This is a genomic window from Ruegeria sp. CDSB013, assembly GCF_059611165.1.
The window spans coordinates 188,889-208,715 of record NZ_JBXWPA010000004.1 but is presented as its reverse complement, the minus strand read 5'-3'; the positions used below and the strand labels follow the sequence as shown (position 1 = coordinate 208,715).

Here is a 19,827-nt window from a genome sequence, read left to right as displayed (position 1 = left end):
TCAGGATTTTTTGGAGGGAGCAGCTTTGACTAAAACACCATCCATGATGAGCGCCTTCAGGCTGGTTCGGATTTCGCTTTCCGGGAATTTTCCGATGCTCCAATGCCGGAGTGACCAGACGTTGCACAGGAAATACAGATAATTGGCCATCAGCTCTGTGTTCATAGGGCGGAACACTTTCTGCTCGACCCCTTTGTCCAGAATGCCTTTCCAGCGGCCCATGAATTCACGCTCCATATCAAATACACGCGCGCGGTTCTCGGCAGACATTGACCGTGTTTCCGAATAGACCAGATTGATATAGCGGCGATTTTCACCAATGTAATCGATGTACCGGTCAACCGCTTTTTCAAGGTTCTGATCGGCGGGGCCGGTGAACAGTTCTCCGGTATCGAAAAAGTCGATGATGTCCTGCATGCACATCGTAGTGATCAGGTGCAGTATATCGTCCTTGTCCTTGATGTATTTGTACATCAGCGGAACCGACAGCCCGGATGTTTTGGCAATCTCGCGCATCGATGCATTTCCGAACCCATGCTTGGCAATCACCTTGCACGCGCCTTCAAAGATCTGCCGCCGCCGTTCCTCGGCGGTGTCGGACAGGGCGCGGGGCGGCTTTTCAGCCTGAGTGGATTTTGGCGTTTCCGCCAGTTGCGCTTCGACTGAGAAGGTGCAGGTCACTTCCATCAGCGTGGCGGCTTCACCGGGATTGTGTCCGGCCTGAACGATCGAGACACGGTATGTGGTCAGCAGCGAATCTTCTGGCGACATGCGGATGGCCTGAGCCTCGATTTGCCCCTGTCCCGCAGTTGCCAGATTCGTGGCCGAGGTGTTGACCAGTGTTGGATGCAAAGTGTCTCCGAGGCGTTTGAGTTCCTCGCGCGCAGCATCAATCGCCAACGCAACGCACACGCCATCTAGCTGCGATTTATTAATAAATTCATCAACTTGCGCAGCGGAATACAAAAACACGTGGCTTGCCTCCATAGGACCCTACCTGAGGGCAACATGTTGAAATCCCTATCTCTTGTCCAGTTGGAAATCGTCGCAGTGTCATTGCGACGTAGGGAAAAACAATTCGGGGCTTGACGAAATTGCCGGCCGTATGGGAGTGTTAGTGAACGTTCAATCACACGTTAGGGGACGCCTGCATGAAGTTCAAGATTCTCGCCATTCCATTCGCACGCCAGCATGGCGAGGACACTCAGCTTGCTGGACGTGACCCTGCGCGGTTCAACAAGATGATGCACACGATGCGTGATCAGATGGTCCTTGCCGAAGAGCTGGGCTATGACGGCTTCTGCCTGACTGAGCACCACATGCAGGTCGAAGGCGTTGAATGCACCACGAACCCGCTGTTCTGGAACATGTACATCGCCCAGCACACCAAGAACTTCAAAGTTGGTCAGTTGGGGATGAACCTGACCGCGATGAACCCGATCAAGACGGCCGAAGACATCGCCATGCTGGACCATATGACCGGCGGCCGCGTCTTCGCAGGGTTCTCGCGCGGGAACACGCCGCGCTGGACGGCGACCATGGGGCAGCACCTGGACATCACCTCGGCTGAATCCGACAAGTCCGAGGCCGACCAGCGCAACCGTCGCGCGCTGTACGAAAACTGGCGTCTGATCAAGTCGCTGTGGACGGACGACCTGACCGAACATCAGGGCGAATTCTGGAATTTCCCGTCGAATGTCGAGTGGGAGTTCAATCCAACCAAACTCTGGGGTGGTGACAGTCCGGTTGATAGCAACAAGATCCTGCGCAAATCGGGCATCGTGCCTCGTCCGCTGCAAAAGCCGCACCCAAAAGTATATGCGCCGTTCTCGTATTCGATGGAAACTGCCAAGTTCTGGGCTTCGGAAGGGGCCAAGATGGTGTCCTTCGTGACCGCCGACAAAGAAGAATTCATGCCGGTGATTCTTGAGAACTGCCTGAAGGCTGCGCATGAAAACGGGCTGCCTCAAACCACCAACAACGACGTCCTGGCTCTGGGTGCGCATCTGATGATGGGCAAGACTCCGGCCAAGACCAAACAGTACCGCGAAATGTTCGACAACCTGTGGTTCTCGGCCTACGACGCGCCGCCCTATCACGTCCCACTGGGCCGCGTCTGGGACGGCTCGCGTCAACAGGTTCTGGACCAGGTCGGTGAACTGGCCGAGCGCTATCAGATCGACGAATTCTTTGTCTGGCACCACGTGAACTACTTTGGCGACGAGATCGAGCAGGAAGCTCTGATCGAATTTGCCGAAGGCGTCATCAAGCCTCTGAACGGATAAGGGGAAGACCGTGTTCGATCTGCATGAAGTTTATCAGCTGTCGCCCATCGAAGAGATCATTACGGATTGCGAACAAGGCCGTATGGTAATTCTTGTCGACGATGAAAACCGCGAGAATGAGGGCGATCTGGTGATCCCCGCCGCCTGCGCGGATGCGGCCGCGGTAAATTTCATGGCACGCTTTGGTCGGGGTTTGATCTGCATGGCCATTCCGCCCGAACGGGCCGAGCAGTTCAGTCTTGGACCGATGACAGCGTTGAACACGGATCCACATCATACGGCGTTCACCATTTCGGTGGATGCGAAAGAAGGCACGACCACCGGCATTTCCGCCAGCGACCGGGCGCGGACCATTGCACTTTTGGCATCCGACAGCGGCTCTTCGGTCGATCTGGTTTCGCCCGGGCATCTGTTTCCATTGGTGGCGAGACCGCACGGTGTGCTGGAACGCGAAGGCCACACCGAAGCCGCAGTTGATCTGGCCCGCCTGTCCGGGCAGGGGGATGCCGGCGTGATCTGCGAAATCATGAATAATGACGGTGAAATGGCGCGCCTGCCGGATCTGCTGGAATTTGGGGCCCGGCACGGCCTTAAGGTCGGCACAATCGAAGACCTCAAACGGTTTCGCCAGGACCTGCTTTCCAACAAGGCCGCCTGACAGCCAATACCACCTGCGTTTCAAGACACTCATGACCGAGGATATCCAATGACCGCATTTGCCGAGATCGAAACCCTGATGCAGGCGTATATCGAAAACCTGCATGACGGAGACATCAGCAAGACCGACCAGATGTTTCTGCCGGAATGTGATCTTTGCTGCGCCAACGAGGATGGCAGTTATATCCAAATGACGCTGGAGAAATACAAAGAGGTCATCGGCGGTCGCGAAAGCCCGAAATCCAAGGGCTATCCTGTCTATGGGCACACAATCTCGATCGATCAATCAGGGCCGAATACAGCCTTTGTCAAGATCGACTGCGCCGTGCAGCCGCGATACTTCATCGACTACCTGTCGCTGATCCGCACCGGCGAGGGCTGGAAGATTGCGGCCAAGGTCTATTACGTCCAGCGCACCGAAGACTGATCCCCTCTATCTGATCGAGCCCCCGAATGACCGCCCCATATTCCCAACTTTCGGCGCGTGCCATGGTGCAGGCCTTTGCCCGGCTGGAGTTGTCTCCGGTCGAAGTCACGCAGGCTGCGCTGGCCCGTATTGAGTCGGTAAATCCTAGGATCAATGCGATTTACCATGTGGATGCCGAGGGCGCGCTTGAATCGGCGCGGGCGTCCGAGAAACGTTGGCACGACAACATACCAATGGGGCCGCTGGATGGCGTGCCGACAACAGTCAAGGACGCAATGGATTGCATCGGTATGCCCGCCTATCGCGGCTCGGCGGCGGGTGAGGCATCGGTCAGCACAACCGATCATCCCACGGTAGCACGCATGCGTGAGGCCGGTTCCGTGATCCTGGGCAAAAATACCATGTGCGATTATGGCATTCTTGCAGGCGGAGTGAGCTCAAAGCATGGGGTTACCCGCAATCCATGGGATGTATCGCGCACGACAGGCGCATCATCTTCGGGCGCGTCGGCCAGTGTTGCCGCTGGGATCGAGCCGGTTTCGATTGGGACCGACATCGTGGGATCCATCCGTCTGCCAGCCTCGTATTGCGGCCTGGCCGGGCTGAAGCCAAGCCAAGGGCGTGTGCCCTATTACGTCTGCAACAGCCCGGCGATCACGGCGGGGCCGTTGGCCCGCAATTTTGGCGACGTCGCGCTGCATATGAATGTTCTGACCGGAGAGGATACGCGCGATTTCGCGGCATTGGCACGGGACGGCGCGAACTATGTTTCGCGCCTGACGCGCGGCGACCGCAAAGGCATGTCGGTTCTGGTCATCCCCGAGCTGGGCTTGGGCGAACCGGTGGCGGAAGATGTTCAGGCAGCGCTGGAACGGACGGCACAGGTTTTGCGGGATATGGGCGTTCAGGTCACCTATCTTGAAACCGCGCCGTTCAGCCGAACGGACTGGGAACCCGCCGAGGCATTCTACAAAATACGTACCCTGTCCGAACTGACGCGCCAACCCGAGGCCGAACAGGCGAAAACGCCCTATATCCGCAACTGGACCAACGATGCACGCGCATTGTCCGCTGTTGAGCATCAGCGGAATTTCGATCACACGCAGGCGTTGCGCGAACGTGCGTTGGCGCTGATTGACGGCCATCATTTTGTCCTGTTGCCATCGACACCTGACACCGCCTTTGCTGCTGACCTGCCGGGGTCTGACCCCGATAAGCCGTTCGAAAGCTGGGCTAATACCTTCCTGTTCAACCTCACTGAGCAACCGGCATCCAGTATTCCGGTCGGGCTAGACCGAAACGGGCTGCCGATCGGTATGCAATTGGTCGGACGCCGCTTTGACGATCTGGGCGTTTTGCAAATGTCGTGGCGGATCGAACGGGACATCGGAGAAATGCCGCCTGCGCCTCTGTGACGGACGCAGATGCAGAAAAACACATTGAGAGGCAAAAAATGAGCGCAGAAAAAACGACGATTCCCGGTCAGATCATGACGATGCCACTGACGGTGACCAGCATTTTCCGTCATGGCATGCGTGCGCATCCCGAGGCGGAGATTGTCTGGCGCAACTCGGACATGGCGATTGATCGCTACAGCTTTGCGGATATGGGGCGACGGACCCAACAACTGGCGCACGCTTTGACCGAACTTGGTGTGGGGCCGGGTGACCGCGTCGCGACGCTGGCCTGGAACAACAATCGGCATCTGGAACTCTATTATGCATTGGCTTGCATCGGTGCGATTTGCCACACGATCAATCCGCGCCTGCATCCCGATCAGATCGCGTTTATTATCAACGACGCCGAAGACACGCAAATGTTCTTCGACACGACTTTTGCGCCGCTGATCGATGCTGTCTCGGCCCGCTGCCCCAGCGTTCAGGCCTGGTTCAGCCTGACTGGCCCGGATCAGGTGCTGCAGATGAAGACCCTGGTCCTTGACTACGAATCTCTGATCGCGGGCAAGCCCGAGGTTTATGACTGGCCCGAACTGGATGAGAACGCGGCCATGGCGCTGTGTTACACATCTGGCACAACAGGCAATCCCAAAGGCGTTTTGTATTCCCATCGTGGGACCGTGCTGCACGCCATGGGCGTGTCTGGCGGCGACTGGCTTGCGCTCAGCTCGCGTGATGCCACTTTGCCCGTGGTGCCGATGTTCCACGCCTGTGCCTGGGGTATTCCCTATGCGGCCCTGATGAACGGCACCAAACTGGTTATGCCCGGACCGGGCATGGATCCGGCCCCGCTGCGCGAACTTATGGACGACGAAGAGGTCACGATGATCTCGGGTGTGCCGACTGTCTGGCTGGGCTTGTTCGAATATCTGGATCAGCAGGGCGCCACGCTAAAAACAGTCAAACGCGCGATGATGGGAGGTTCAGCGGCACCTCTGTCACTGATCGAGCAGATCGAAAAAGGCCACGGTATCGACGTGGTGCATGGCTGGGGTATGACCGAGCTGAGCCCCGTCGGCACGCTTTCGGTGCCCAAATGGGGCGAGGATAAACTGCCAATCGACGACCGTCTTGCGCTGAAGACCAAACAGGGCCGTGCGCTTTATGGGGTCGAGATGCGCATCGTTAATGACGAAGGCGAGTTGCTGCCGCATGACGGCGTTGCCTCGGGTATGTTGCAGGTGCGCGGCCACTGGGTTGCCGAAAGCTATTGGGATGGGGCCGGTGCTGATGCCTTTACCGAGGACGGTTGGTTCATCACCGGTGATGTCGCGGCGATCGACCCGAAAGGCTATCTGCGCCTGACCGACCGAACCAAGGACGTGGTCAAATCGGGCGGCGAGTGGATTTCCTCGATCGATCTGGAAAACATCGCCATGAGCCACCCGGAAATTCTGGAGGCCGCCTGTATCGCCGCCAAACACCGAAAATGGGATGAGCGCCCGCTGATCGTTGCTGTCAGGCGTGAGGGCTCGGATGTCAGCCGCGAGGATGTCCTGACGCTCTACGAGGGTCAGATCGCCAAGTGGTGGACGCCCGACGACGTGGTGTTCCAGGCCGAGCTTCCGCACACCGCGACCGGCAAAGTTTCAAAGCTGCATCTGCGTGAGCAATACGCCGACTACAAGCTGCCCACTGACATCTAATACTTCCTTAAAGGATCAATCTAATGCGTTCTGCTGTAATCGTTTCGACCGCCCGTACTGCAATTGGCAAAGCCTTTCGTGGTGCTTTCAACGACACTCACCCCGCCGTTTATGGTGGCCATGCTGTCGCCGAGGCGGTCAAACGCGCCGGTGTTGACCCGTCTGAAATTGAGGACGTGATCATCGGCAATGCCGTTCCCGAAGGTGCAAACGGCGGCAATCTGGGTCGTCAGGTCGCCATGCGCGCCGGTCTACCCGTGACCGCGTCGGGTCAAACCATCAACCGGTTCTGCTCGTCCGGTCTTGAGGCCCTGACGCGCGCCTGTTCTCGGGTCATGGTGGATGGCTGTGACGTTGTTGTTGGCGGCGGAGCGGAAAGCATTTCACTGGTGATGGGCCGCGATAACACCTATCGCCTGAAAGAGGACTGGATCGCGCAGAATATTCGTGGGTTCTACGATCCGATGATCGCGACCGCCGATACTGTGTCCGAACGCTATGGCATCACCCGCGAGGCGCAGGATGCGTTTGCCCTGCAATCTCAGCAGCGCACCGCCGCGGCGCAGGCTGCGGGCAAGTTCGATGACGAGATAGTGCCAATCACGGTCACCAAGGCAAACAAGAACAAGGAAACCGGCGAGATCACCTATGAAGAGGTCACGCTGTCGCGGGACGAGTGCAACCGTCCTTCGACCACGCTGGAAAGCCTGCAGGGTCTTACCCCAGTGATGGGCGAGGACAAGTGGATCACGGCTGGCAACGCCTCGCAATTGTCCGACGGTGGCTCGGCGCAGGTCGTGATGGAAGAGAAGCTGGCTGAAAAGCGCGGGCTCGAGCCGTTGGGTCGCTACATGGGCTATGTCGTCGCGGGTTGTGAGCCCGATGAGATGGGTATCGGTCCGGTGTTTGCAGTGCCGAAATTGCTGGAACGCAATGGCCTCAAGATGGACGATATCGGCCTGTGGGAATTGAATGAGGCCTTTGCATCGCAAGCCCTGTATTGCCGTGACAAGCTGGGCATCCCGAATGAGATCCTGAACGTCGATGGCGGCGCGATTTCCGTGGGCCACCCCTATGGTATGTCGGGCACGCGTATGGTCGGTCACGCGCTGATCGAGGGTAAGAAACGCGGCGCGAAGTACATCGTTGCCACTATGTGCATCGGCGGCGGCATGGGTGCTGCTGGTCTGTTCGAGGTTCTGTAAATGACTGCGATCAAAAAAGTTGCTGTCATCGGCTCGGGCGTGATGGGGGCAGGCATTGCCGCCCATTTCGCCAATGCAGGTGCCGAAGTCGTTTTGCTGGACATCGTCCCAAAGGATGCCGAAGACCGCTCGATGTTGGCCAAAGGTGCCATTGCACGCATGACCAAGGGCCGCGCGCCGCAACTGGCCGACCCGGCCTATGCGGCCCGGCTGACAGCGGGCAATCTGGATGATGATCTGGATCAGCTTTCGACCTGTGATTGGGTGGTTGAGGTCGTTCTGGAAGACCTCGCCATCAAACACGGGCTCTATGCGAAAATTGCGCCTTACCTGCGCGACGATGCACTGCTGAGCTCGAACACCTCGACCATTCCGCTGGCCGATTTGGTCAACCAAATGGATGACAGCCTGCGCAAGCGGTTCATCATCGTGCATTTCTTCAACCCGCCGCGCTATATGCGCCTGATTGAGCTTGTGACCGGACCGGACACAGATCCGGCTGCTGCGGAACGTGCGCGTGCGTTCAGCGATGAACGCCTCGGCAAAACCGTCGTGCCCTGCAACGACCGCCCCGGTTTCATCGCCAACCGTCTGGGCGGGCTGTGGATGAACGCCGCTGCCCGCGAGGCCGTGGCGCGTGGCATCACAGTTGAAGAGGCTGATACAGTGCTGGCCCGTCCCTTCGGCGTGCCCGGAACGGGTGTATTCGCGTTGATGGACCTGATCGGTATCGACCTGATGGGCAAATCGCGCCTGTCTATGCGCAATTTGCTTGAGGCTGATGATCCGCAGCAATTCCATACCGACAGTCTGGAGCTGTTCGATCAGATGGCCGCCAATGGTTTGGCCGGTCGCAAGGTCGGTGCGGGTTTCTATCGCAGATCCAAGGACGAAAATGGCAAACCAGTCGCCGAAGCCGTTGATCTGGCAACGCTAGAGTATCGTGCGCAGGCCAAGGGTCCGGAGTCGGCCAAAAGCTTTGGTGTCGACTTTATTGATCAGGCCGGTGATCGGTTGGCTGATTTTGCCTGGGCCGTAATGGGGCCGACTTTGTCTTACGCAGCATACTGCGTGCCCGAGATTACCGCCAACCCGGCGGATATCGATGCAGCGATGGAGCTGGGATATAATTGGCGTATGGGCCCATTCAAGCTGATCGACAAGATTGGTGCGGACAAGATTGTGGCTCGCTTGAAGGCCGAGGGTCAGGACGTGCCGCCCTTGCTGGCGCTGGCCGCTGAACGCGGCGGGATTTATTCAGGCCAGGGCCGTGACCGTAAGGTGCTGTTGCCTTCGGGCGAACAGGCGGACGTGCCGCGTGGCCCCGGGGTGATCTTTGCATCTGACCTGACGGATGCTCCGGTGTTCCAGACCGAGGCCGTTGTGCTGCGCGATATGGGTGATGGTGTCGCTCTGCTGACGATCACGGCACCTAATGCGGCTTTGGATGATCAGGTGATGACAGGTGTGAGCGAAGCACTGGACGTTGTAGGCCGAGACTTCAAAGCGATGGTCATCGGGTCGGACGGCAACCACTTTTCTGTGGGCGCGAACCTAAAAAAAGCGCTGGATCGTGCTGATGCGGGGGAATTGGATCTGGTCGAAGGGCAACTAGCCATCGGTCAGGCCACGATGCGCAAGATTAAATACGCGCCGTTCCCGGTTGTCTCGGCCGCCTGTGGTCTGGCCCTTGGTGGCGGCTGCGAAATCCTAATGCACTCGGATCGGGTCATGGCCGCTTTGGAAAGCAATATCGGGTTGGTCGAGGCCAATGTTGGCCTGCTGCCCGCGTGGGGCGGAACCACAGCCCTGTTGCTGCTCAAGGCGGCGGAGTTGGGTGATCCGGTCAAAGGGGCCGAGGCTGCGTTCGATGTGATTTCTGTGGCGCTGATGACCGGCTCTGCCCCGATGGCGCAACACGCGGGCTATCTGTGCGCGACGGACGGCGTTGTCATGAACCGCGACCGCCTTCTGGCCGAGGCCAAGGCGGCGGCTCTGGCGCTGGCTGACGGGTACAAACCCGCGCCAAAGGCCGAGATCACGCTGGATGCCGCCGCTATCAATGCCGCGCTGGAGCCCAAACTGGCCGCACTGGCCGAGGCTATGCCAGACGCGCCCTACACGGTCGAGATTGCGCGTGAAACGGCGCACGTACTGGCCGGGGGTGAGGGCGGCGTTCTGGATGAAGAAGCGCTGCACAGGCTGGAAGCCGAAGGCATGATGCGCCTGATCCGAAAGGATAAGACAATCGAACGAATGCGCCACACCATGACGACCGGCAAGCCGCTCAAAAACTGAGGGATCATAGGTATGGACTATCAACTCCCGCAGCGGGACATTACTTTTCTGTTGGACGAGGTTCTTGACCTCGACAAAACGCTGGCACTGCCTGGGTATGAGCATTGCGACAAAGATACGTTCTTTGCGGTCGTTGACGCGATCAACGGCTTTGTGCGCGACAACCTCGCCACTTGCAACGAAGCCGGCGACAGCCCGGGCGCGCGGCTGGAAAACGGTCAGGTCTATGCCGCCCCCGGGTTTAGTGATGCCTATAAGGTATTCTGCGAAGACGGCTGGAACGCGCTGGCGCTGGAAGAAGAATATGGTGGCCAACAACTGCCCTTCGTCCTGCATGCCGCCCTGCGTGAAGGGATGGCCGGAACCAATCTGGCTTTTGCCCTGATCCACGAACTGAACTTTGGCGTTGTCGAAGCGCTGATGGCCTATGGGTCGGACGAACAAAAGGCGGTCTATTGCCCTCAGCTGACGTCCGGCAACTGGGCCGGAACCATGAACCTGACCGAGCCGCATTGCGGCACCGATCTGGGCCTGATCCGCACCAAGGCCGTGCGAAATGATGACGGATCTTATGCCATCACCGGTAACAAGATCTTCATCACCTGGGGCGACCACGACATGTCGGAAAATGTCGCCCATCTGATCCTCGCACGGGTCGAGGGCGCTCAGCCCGGACCGCGTGGACTGTCACTGTTTTTGGCACCAAAATACATGCTGGATGCGGACAACAACACGACGGACCAGCAAAACACGATCACCATTGCCGGGATCGAGAACAAGATGGGTATCCACGGATCACCCACCTGCGCGATTTCGTTTGAAGACACCAAGGCCTGGATCGTCGGTGACGAGGGTAAAGGCCTGGCCGCGATGTTCGTAATGATGAACGCCGCGCGCCTGTCGGTCGGCTTGCAGGGGTTGGGCGTGGCTGAGGCCGCTGTGCAAACCGCGTCGACATATGCCCACGAACGTCTTCAGGGGCGCGCGGACGGGGAACCGTTGAACCCGAACGGTCCTGCGGATCCGCTGATTGCCCATGCGGACGTACGCCGCCGCCTGCTGACCGCCCAGGGCGAAATGGACGCTGCCCGTGCGCTGGCCTATTTCGGAGCGGGCCTGTTGGACGAAGCTCATCGTGCCGCTACGTCCGAGCAGCGCAAAGTGGCAGACGCGCGCCTTTCGCTACTGACGCCGGTCATCAAGTCCTACCTTTCGGACATGGGATCGCGAATGGCGAATGAGGCTGTGCAGATGCATGGCGGGCATGGGTTCATCAAGGATTACGGCGTCGAACAGCTGGTGCGTGATGTGCGGATCACTGAAATCTACGAAGGTACCAATGCCGTTCAGGCCCGTGATCTGGTTATGCGTAAGGTGCGCGGCGACAATGGCGCCGCCATCAAGGGTCTGGTGGCCGATATGCTGGACGAGGCGGGCAAACTGGGCGACGACGTCTCTGACTTAAAGAATAACTTGCGCGATGCGGCATCCCGGCTTGGGCGCTCGACCGATTGGGTGCTGGGCACGGCGCAAGGTGACGTGCTGTCCGGGGCGTGCGACTATCTGGAAATCGTGGCGTTGAGCGTATCGGCCTGGATGTCCGCCCGGATTGCACGGGTGGCCACCGCTGCAGCAGGTTCTCAATCGCCAGAATACTATGCGGATCGGGTGGATGCAGCGCGCGCCTTTATGGCGCGGGCATTGCCCCGGGCTGTCAGCCACGAATTGATCATGCAGGCCGGTGAACCCGGCGTTGTATGTCGGGCTGATCGCTGTCTGTAACTCCTCCTTCTTCACAGACAGCGGTTCTAAAGGGCGTTCTGGAAACAGGGCGCCCTTTTTGCGTTTCTTGACCCAAATCAAGTTCCGCTGAGAGGTCATAGAATAGTATTTAGTTAACGGTCACTAATTTTAGGTAATACCATGAAATCCCATATCCTTGTGCAACCCTACATGCGTTCAAAGGGCGAAGATGTCGTTTTGCCGGGCTCGGACCCGGATCGGTATGAAACGCTGTTGGAGCGGACAACCGAGCAGATGAAGTTTGCCGACGAAAATGGGTATGCCGGGTTTTGCATGACCGAGCATCACTTTCAGGTGGAAGGAATCGAAACCACGACCAATCCGCTTTTGTGGAACATGCACATCGCTGCAAACACCAAGAATCTGATGGTGGGGCAGGTGGGTATGGCGCTGACGGCGCATCACCCGATGCGTCTGGCCGAGGATCTGGCAATGATCGATCACATGTCCGGTGGCCGATTGTTCTGTGGGTTTGTTCGGGGCAACACGCCGCGCTGGCTGAATACATTGGCGCAGCATCTTGATATCACAACAACTCAATCTGACCGATCCAAGGAAGATGCCCGGAACCGTCGATTGATGGAGGAAAGTTGGGCCGTGGTCAAAAAGGCCTGGACCAACGAAACCTTCAGTCATCATGGCGAGTTTTGGAACATCCCTGCCGACAACATCACATGGCCCTTCCCCCCGACCGCAAAGTATGGCGGCGAAGGTGCGGTGGACGATAATGGCACGTTGCGCAAAATGGGTATTGTTCCGCGCCCGCGTAAGCGGACCGACGGGCGGGATTTTCCACCGCTTTACGTGCCGTTTTCGTGGTCGATGGAGACAGCGAAGTTCTGGGCCAAGGAAGGCGCCAAGCTGGTGTCTTTTGTGTCCAAGGATGAGTTCATGGATATGACGATGCCGATCTATCTGGAAGAAGCGCACCACCATGGCCATACCGATCTGACGGTTGGAAACACTCTGGTTTTGGGCGGGCATTTGACAATCGGATCGACCGACGCGCAGGCCGAACGGCACTATCGCGATTTCGAGGAACTGTTCAATTTCGCCTATAACGCCCCGCCATATCATGTGCCGATGGGGCGGGTCTGGAAAGGCACCGTAGACCAGGTGATTGATCAGGTTGGTGCATTGAAAGAGAAATACGGGACCGAAGAATTCGTCGTCTGGCATCACGTCGGATACTTCACGCAGGATGAAGAGCTTGAGATGCTGGACAACTACGCCAAAGTCATCAAAGCGTTTTCCTGAACCGGGGCAAAAGGGGCCAACAACCCCCAAGCCGCGGTACTAAACTGCGGCTTGGGGAATGCAGGTTTCTATCTGACAGGCGAGGATTGGTTGGCTCTGGTCAATCAACCGCTCAAGGGTAGCCATTCCCGGCGTAGCGCCAACTAGAAGGCCTTGACACAGGCCTTTAAATATCGCTTGTATACTAATGAAAATGTCTGAAGGAAGCACGACGGCCGAACGGTTACTTGGCGTGCTTTTTTTGATCCAAATATGAACCAGAAATCACACGCCAAATGGGGGATCAGATGGCTGACGCACCAAAAGACACGCCGGAACAGGGTCGCACACTAATCCGCAACATCGGTTTGCTTCTGACCGGTGATCTGGACTCGCCTATTGCGGACAGCGATTGCCTTCTCATCGAAGACGGAGTGATTGTGGGCCTCGAGGCCGGCGATGCGGATCGCATCATCGATGCCTCTGGTTGTGCGGTCGCACCGGGCCTGATTGATGGCCATTGCCACCCGGTTTTCGGCGATTGGACCCCACGCCAAAGCCAGATCGGCTGGATCGAAATGAATGTTAACGGCGGCGTCACAAGCTTTATTTCCGCGGGCGAAGTCCATCTGCCCGGTCGCCCCAAGGATGCCGAAGGCGTTAAGGCATTGGCGATGGTGGCACAACGTTGCTATTCAAATTTCCGCCCGTCCGGTGCCAAGGTTTTGGCGGGAGCGCCAGTGCCTGAACTTGATTTTGATCGCGATTTCTATGCGGCAATAAAGGCGGCCGGTATCCGGCATATTGGTGAGATCGGCCTTGGGACAGTAGCCAAAGGCCCGGACGCGGCACGCGTCACTGGCTGGTGTCGGGAATTGGGAATTGAAACTATTATGCATACTGGCGGCCCTTCGATTGCGGGCTCTCACGATGTTCGAGCTGCAGATGTGCTAGAGGCGCAACCGGACGTAGTCAGTCATATCAATGGCGGACCAACCTCAATTTCGCAGGATGAAATCCGAGAGCTTTGCCGTCACGCGAAAGGAGCGCTTGAAGCGGTACACAATGGTAACGAGAAATCGGTACTTGTGACACTGAAAGGCGCTGTGGCCGAAGGTCGCCTTGCCGATTTTCTGATTGGAACAGATGCCCCAGCGGGGTCCGGCGTACAGCCGAACGGAATGCTGCGAATGGCAACTCTGCTGGCCAGTATTGGCGGATTGCCTGCCGAACAGGCGTGGTGCTGTGGCACCGGAAACGTGGCGAAGAGACGGGATCTTGCACAAGGGATCGTGGCACCTGGCCGCCCAGCCGATTTGGTGTTCATGGACCGCCCTGAAGGATCGGACGGTAAGAACGTTTTGGAAGGCATGGCCGTCGGTAACATCCCCGGAGTTGGGGCTGTTATGATCGATGGTAAGATGCGTACCGGACGGTCGCGCTCGACCCCTCCTGCAGCGCGCGTACCTGTACTTTAAAGACACGGGAAACGTAGGTTTGAAGCCTAAGCCCGGCCGCCAGATTGGCGGTCGGGCTTAGGGCTTTACCAACAAAACGAACTTGGATTGTCTGCTTCAATCGCTAGATGACCCTTGACGAGGGTACGTCTTCGGCAGGTTCCGTTTTATCGTATTAGCAAAATTTCAAGCTTTGGGGGGCGCATTTGCGCCCCATTTTGATCGCTTAAAGCGCAGCTTCGCTGCCCAGAACGGTCGTAAATTCGTTCGAGAACGTGCCGCCGTTGCCGTGGGCAATCGCGATATTTACATCGTCGATCTGACGATCGCCGCCGTCGCCCCGGATTTGGGTCGCAGCCTCGATCAGACAGAACAGGCCGTACATGCCGGGGTGTACGCAACTTAACCCGCCGCCATTGGTGTTTACCGGCAGCGAGCCACCCGGTCCGATGTTGCCATCGGCGACAAAGGCCCCGGCCTCACCTTTCTTCACAAAGCCCATGTCCTCGAGGAACAGCAGCGTATTGATGGTGAAGGCGTCATAAAGTTCGACCACATCCACGTCTTTGGTGGTGACGCCGGCCATCTCGAACGCGCGTTTCGAGCTTTCGGTGGCACAGGTAGTGGTCAGCGTGGCGGCCTGACTGATCTCGCGGTGGGAAATGGCATTGCCGCCACCCAGGAAATAGGCAGGTTTTTCCTGATAATCCTTTGCGCGGTCGGCTGAGGTCACGATGATCGCCGCACCGCCATCCGACATCAGGCAGCAATCCAGAACCGCCAGTGGATCAGCAACCATGGGCGAGTTCAGATACTCCTCCATCGTCAGGTCATCCTGCATTGTCGCATCGGGGTTCAGCTGAGCCCATTTCCGGGCCGAGATGGCGACATGGCCGAAATGCTCTTTGGGTACGTTGAACTCGTGCATATAGCGTTGTGCGGTGAAGGCATACCCCGGCACCGGCACCATTGGTTCATAGGCGCGTTCCCATTGCGGGGTTTCGATCAACCCGTTGAGATCGCGCGCGGATTTCGCGTTCGAGCCGTAGCAGATCAGAACGTTCTTACACAAGCCCGCCTGAATCGCCATGGTGGCTTCGACCAGATAGGACATGAAGGACGATCCGCCCACCATGTCCGAGTTCGCCCAGGCTGGTTTGACGCCCAGATACTCGGCGATCGAGAGGGTGGGGAAGAAGTGGTAGAATGTTCCGCCACAGACGCCGTCGATCTCGGACAGGTCCATACCTGCATCGGTCAGCGCGTTTTGCGTGGCTTTGGCGATCAGTTCCATTGGTGAGGTGTTGGGCGTTTTGCCCAGGCCCCAATAGCCTTTGCCAACGATTGCGGATTTGCCGCGAAGTGCATGTGCCATGATTGAATTCCTTATTCCGCGGGCTTGAAGAACACGGCGGCTTCGCCGGATTTTGCGTTGGGTCCGAAGTCGGGGGTCATGACAACGGCCTGTACTTTCATACCGATGGTGATCGCTTCGTTGTCCACGTCCACAATGCGGCTGAACATGCGCGGGCCTTCGTCCAGATCAATCAGCACGTTGTTGATGTCACCACCGTATTTTGCCGGACGCCGGATGATGGTAGAGGCAAAGACAGTGCCGCGGCCCGAGGCTTCGACCCATTCCAGATCGTCTGCTCCGGTGATGGGGGACAGGGCGCGTGGGTAGAAGTTGTATTCACCGGTGGTTTTTGAGCGTTGGATCAGAAATTTTCCAGCGGCCAGACCGGCACGGAATGCCGCGTCGGCCTGTGGGCTGGCTTCGGGAAGAGTAAAGTCAGTCATGTGTCGTCCTTGATGTTCACGCGGCAAAGATCGCCGCAGAATGCGTGGGTTCTGGATTAAGGATGCGGTGCCGCAACAAACCGGCTTCCGGCAGGATGCGCGCCCGGACATGGGCCGCAGTGGCGCGCAACAATTCGGGCTCCGGGGCATTGTCCGCGGCGGCCTCGAGATCCGCCCAGGCGCGACCAAAATATACCAGCCCGGTCAGCCGCATATAGTCCGAGACCGACGGTCCGATATCCGTATAGCTTTGCATGACTTGGGTTGCGGATTTCCAGGCGTCGATCGCATCGGCCAGCTCGACCGAGCTGGGGCCCGTTGAGGCCAAATCGGCAAAAGCTTGCGCCGCCGCGCCGCCATTTGCGCGGATCGCGCGGCGGGCAACTCCGGTCGCCAGAACGCCGTTGGTGCCTTCGTAAATCGCCATGATGCGGCTGTCGCGCATGATCTGTTCAACGCGGTATTCCTTGCAGAATCCATAGCCGCCGTGGATTTGTACCGCTTGGCTTGAGGCCGCGTTGACTGCGTCGGTCGCAAAGGCCTTGCAGGTCGGAGTAAGGATATCCAGCAACCCCTGATCGCCGCCCAAATCCATATCCACAAAAGTGCGATAGACCATCGCCCGGCATCCCAGCGTATAGGCGTAGATATCCAGCAACATCCGCTGAACGTCACCGTGTTCGGTGATCAGCGCCGTGCCTTCTGATGTCGTTCCCTGGCGCCGACCTGCGGCATGCAAACGCGAACGCTGAAAGGCCACGTCCATCTGGCCCACGGCCTGCAGGGCCACATCCAGGCGCTCGGCATTCATCATGGTGAACATGGCGGCCAGACCTTGGCCTTCATGGCCCAACAATTCGGCCTTTGCGCCGTCGAACGCCATCTGACAGGTGGGTGATGCATGCATCCCCATCTTTTCTTCGATCCGCACGGTCTGAACCCGGTTACGTGTCCCATCGGGTAACACGGCAGGGCAGGCGAACAGGCTGAGGCCCCTGACCCCCGGTGCCGCATCCGGGGTGCGCGCGAGCACCAGATGCAAGACGTTGTCGGTATAGTCGTGGTCACCGCCCGAAATGAAGATTTTGGTGCCGCTGAGCACGTAGTCATCACCATCGGGCGTAGCGGTTGTTTTGATCCGACCCAGATCTGACCCCGCATCCGGTTCGGTCAGGCACATCGATGCCATCCATTCACCGGACACCAGCGGCGGCAACAGCCGCGCCTTTTGATCGTCATTGCCCGAGGCATTCAGAGTTCGAATGCAGCCCTGCGCCAGGCTCAGCACCATCTCATAGGAAATACACGCGCCAGCCAGCATGTCCGCCAGAACCGCACCCAGAATGTGTGGCAGTTCTTGCCCGCCATATTCTTCAGGCGCACAAAGGCCCGGCCAACCGGCATCGGCATAGCGTTTATAGGCGGCAACCATGCCCGGTGGCATCCGTACACGGCCATTTTCCAGACGCGCGCCGTGTTCCTCGCCGATCATGTCCAAAGGGGCAATTTCGGTGTTGATGAAGCGGCCCAAGGCTGGGATTACGGCCTCGGCCAGATCGTCGCTCCAATCTGGCAGCCGCTCGGGCCGACCGATATGCTTGAGGACGAATGCAATCTCGGCTTCAGAGGCGGTGTAGTCGATCATGTGGCGGCCTTTCCTGATACGATCACATCCGCGGCTCCATCATACAAGCCAGTGACCGCGCCAGCCCGAAGCTCTAGCGCAAGGCGTTGATTGATATAGCCTTTGTCGGTGATCTCGTTCTTTTCAACTGACGGGGCGTCGTGTTCGATGCGAACGCGCTTCACGCGTGTGGCGCTGCCGGTTTGCCCGGCATTGTATGCAGCCAGCTTTTCAGTGAGAAAGGCGCGTATTGCCGGATCGTCGGCATAGCCAGCCAAAGTGTCGCCCCGTCCGGTCAGGACTTTGCATTCATCTACGTTCAGGAACAGCAGCGCACCAATTTCGGTCCGGTCATGACCGGTAATGACGGCATCCGAGGCAATCGGGCTGAGGGCCTGCAGCAATGCAACGCGTAAGTTGCCGACGGCGACCCAAGTGCCGGTCATCAGTTTGAAATTCTCAGAGATGCGGCCATCGAATACGATGCCCTTTGATGGGTCATCTGGATCTTGCAGGCGGCCCGCGTCGCCAGTCAGGAAGTACCCTTCCTCGTCAAATGCCTCGGCGGTTTTTTCGGCGTTGTTCAGATAACCTGTTGTCACATGCGGTCCGCGGACCCGCATTTCCAACTTGCCACCATTGGGCAGAAACTTCAGCTCGGATCCCGGACCCGGCACCCCGATGACTCCTGCCTTTTCGATAGGGAAGTGCACACATGTGGCCATCATCGCCTCGGTCAGGCCCCAGGCGCTTACAAACGGGATTTTCTCGCCCCGTTCCTGCACGCCCAATTGTTCCAGACCTTCCCAAAGATGGTCGGGTAGCCCCGCACCAGAGAAAAAGATCAGATCAAGCCGCTTGAAAAAAGCGTTGCGAAAGGCTGCGTCCTCGCGCAGGACCGGCAAAAGCATGTCAAAACCGCGCGGGACGTTGAAGAACAGAGTGGGCGATACGTCGCGCACGTTGCGAATTGTCTTTTCGATTTCACCCGGCACGGGTTTGCCATCATCGACATAGAAGCTGCCGCCGTTGCGCAGCATCATGTTGAAGTTGAAATTGCCGCCGAACGTATGGTTCCAGGGAAGCCAATCAACCACGACAGGTGGGGCGCTTTCCAGAAACGGCCAAATCCGCACCACGGCTTCTTGATTGGCCAACATCATGCGCTGCGTTACGATCACGCCCTTGGGCAACCCGGTCGAGCCGGAAGTGAACAGAATCTTGGCCAGCGTGTCATGGTCAATCGTGGCCCGCGCTTGGGCAACCGGTACGTCAGCTGTGGCTTCCAGGGCGTGTTCAAAGGTCAGTGCGCCATTGTCCGACAGCTGTTCGATGCCTTCCGAGGCGAGAAACTCAAAAGCATGGGCAAAGCCCTTGGCATCATCGGCGTAGGCCATGCCGGGATTTGTGGTCCGGACGATATGGCGCAGCTTGGCCAGCGACTCGTCGAACAGAGAGTAAGGGACAGAAACCGGCACCACAGGAATGCCCACATGCATAGCAGCCAGCATCAGCAGACCGTGCCGGACCGAGTTGCCTGACAGAATCAATAGCGGGCGATCTCTACCCAGTCCCTTGTTCAGAAGAAACGCAGCCAGTGAGCGGGTTTGCGTCAAAGCTTCGGAATAGGTGACGCTGATCCATTCACCGTCTGGCCCACGTTCGGCCAGAAACAGGCGATCGGGTGCTTCTTCCGCCCAGCGTTCCAGATATTCAGAAACGCACTGTACATCCACATTCAGCGGGTATGGGCTGCGCAAAACAAAGGCGCCATCGCTTAGGTCTTCTCGCAACACCTTTGAAGGCGCGAATTTTTGGATAGGCACAACACCGTCTTCACTTTGCCGGGCTGAAATGCTCATCTTTCCTCTCCCTGTCATCTGGTCGCCATGGACACGACATGATGCATATTTTGAAAATCAGGCTATCCAA

The 19,827-nt window shown here is 58.0% G+C and carries 15 protein-coding genes; 10 read left to right on the top strand and 5 right to left on the bottom strand.

The window, feature by feature from the left end; genetic code table 11:
* Positions 1-972 carry a TetR/AcrR family transcriptional regulator gene (locus AC2FJF_RS09270; protein ID WP_496724886.1) on the bottom strand — a complete coding sequence of 324 codons (972 nt, stop codon included), beginning with the start codon at positions 970-972 and terminating at the stop codon, positions 1-3.
* A 179-nt stretch (positions 973-1,151) separates the two neighbouring features.
* Here AC2FJF_RS09270 and AC2FJF_RS09265 point away from each other — a divergent pair, with 179 nt between their 5' ends.
* The 10 genes from AC2FJF_RS09265 to AC2FJF_RS09220 all read left to right on the top strand — a co-directional run bounded on the left by AC2FJF_RS09265 (position 1,152) and on the right by AC2FJF_RS09220 (position 14,492).
* The gene (locus AC2FJF_RS09265; protein WP_496724771.1) at positions 1,152-2,285 is read left to right on the top strand and encodes an LLM class flavin-dependent oxidoreductase; all 1,134 of its coding nucleotides are present in this window, start codon (positions 1,152-1,154) and stop codon (positions 2,283-2,285) included.
* A 10-nt stretch (positions 2,286-2,295) separates the two neighbouring features.
* Positions 2,296-2,943 carry a 3,4-dihydroxy-2-butanone-4-phosphate synthase gene (gene ribB / locus AC2FJF_RS09260; RefSeq protein ID WP_496724883.1) on the top strand — a complete coding sequence of 216 codons (648 nt, stop codon included), beginning with the start codon at positions 2,296-2,298 and terminating at the stop codon, positions 2,941-2,943.
* A gap of 48 nt (positions 2,944-2,991) precedes the next feature.
* Positions 2,992-3,369 carry a nuclear transport factor 2 family protein gene (locus tag AC2FJF_RS09255; protein WP_496724882.1) on the top strand — a complete coding sequence of 126 codons (378 nt, stop codon included), beginning with the start codon at positions 2,992-2,994 and terminating at the stop codon, positions 3,367-3,369.
* Between the two features lie 26 nt (positions 3,370-3,395).
* Positions 3,396-4,784, top strand: coding sequence for an amidase family protein (locus AC2FJF_RS09250; RefSeq protein ID WP_496724880.1), 1,389 nt, complete (start codon positions 3,396-3,398; stop codon positions 4,782-4,784).
* Positions 4,785-4,822: 38 nt separating this feature from the next.
* Entirely contained in the window at positions 4,823-6,472 is a 1,650-nt protein-coding gene (locus AC2FJF_RS09245) for a long-chain-fatty-acid--CoA ligase (RefSeq protein ID WP_496724878.1), read from the top strand.
* A gap of 23 nt (positions 6,473-6,495) precedes the next feature.
* Complete coding sequence (locus tag AC2FJF_RS09240) at positions 6,496-7,677, top strand: acetyl-CoA C-acyltransferase (protein WP_496724876.1); 1,182 nt, start codon at positions 6,496-6,498, stop codon at positions 7,675-7,677.
* Entirely contained in the window at positions 7,678-9,975 is a 2,298-nt protein-coding gene (locus AC2FJF_RS09235) for a 3-hydroxyacyl-CoA dehydrogenase/enoyl-CoA hydratase family protein (RefSeq protein WP_496724874.1), read from the top strand.
* A 12-nt stretch (positions 9,976-9,987) separates the two neighbouring features.
* On the top strand, positions 9,988-11,757 hold the full coding sequence (locus AC2FJF_RS09230) for an acyl-CoA dehydrogenase family protein (RefSeq protein WP_496724872.1): 1,770 nt from the start codon (positions 9,988-9,990) through the stop codon (positions 11,755-11,757).
* Positions 11,758-11,898: 141 nt separating this feature from the next.
* Positions 11,899-13,035, top strand: coding sequence for an LLM class flavin-dependent oxidoreductase (locus AC2FJF_RS09225; RefSeq protein ID WP_496724870.1), 1,137 nt, complete (start codon positions 11,899-11,901; stop codon positions 13,033-13,035).
* Between the two features lie 287 nt (positions 13,036-13,322).
* Positions 13,323-14,492 (top strand): amidohydrolase family protein, encoded by a 1,170-nt coding sequence (locus AC2FJF_RS09220; protein WP_496724868.1) that lies wholly within the window; start codon positions 13,323-13,325, stop codon positions 14,490-14,492.
* A 205-nt stretch (positions 14,493-14,697) separates the two neighbouring features.
* On the opposite strand, the gene AC2FJF_RS09215 is transcribed toward AC2FJF_RS09220, so the two are convergent.
* From AC2FJF_RS09215 to AC2FJF_RS09200, 4 genes are read right to left on the bottom strand one after another with little or no spacing between them, the layout of a single operon-like run.
* Positions 14,698-15,846, bottom strand: coding sequence for an acetyl-CoA acetyltransferase (locus AC2FJF_RS09215; RefSeq protein ID WP_496724866.1), 1,149 nt, complete (start codon positions 15,844-15,846; stop codon positions 14,698-14,700).
* An 11-nt stretch (positions 15,847-15,857) separates the two neighbouring features.
* A complete protein-coding gene (locus AC2FJF_RS09210) occupies positions 15,858-16,271 on the bottom strand; it encodes a Zn-ribbon domain-containing OB-fold protein (RefSeq protein ID WP_496724864.1) in 414 nt (137 codons plus the stop codon).
* 16 nt (positions 16,272-16,287) lie between these two features.
* The gene (locus tag AC2FJF_RS09205; RefSeq protein ID WP_496724862.1) at positions 16,288-17,916 is read right to left on the bottom strand and encodes an acyl-CoA dehydrogenase family protein; all 1,629 of its coding nucleotides are present in this window, start codon (positions 17,914-17,916) and stop codon (positions 16,288-16,290) included.
* Positions 17,913-19,757, bottom strand: a complete 1,845-nt coding sequence (locus tag AC2FJF_RS09200) for a feruloyl-CoA synthase (protein ID WP_496724860.1) — start codon at positions 19,755-19,757, stop codon at positions 17,913-17,915. The genes AC2FJF_RS09205 and AC2FJF_RS09200 overlap by 4 nt, the downstream gene beginning before the upstream one ends.
* Positions 19,758-19,827 lie beyond the last annotated feature (70 nt).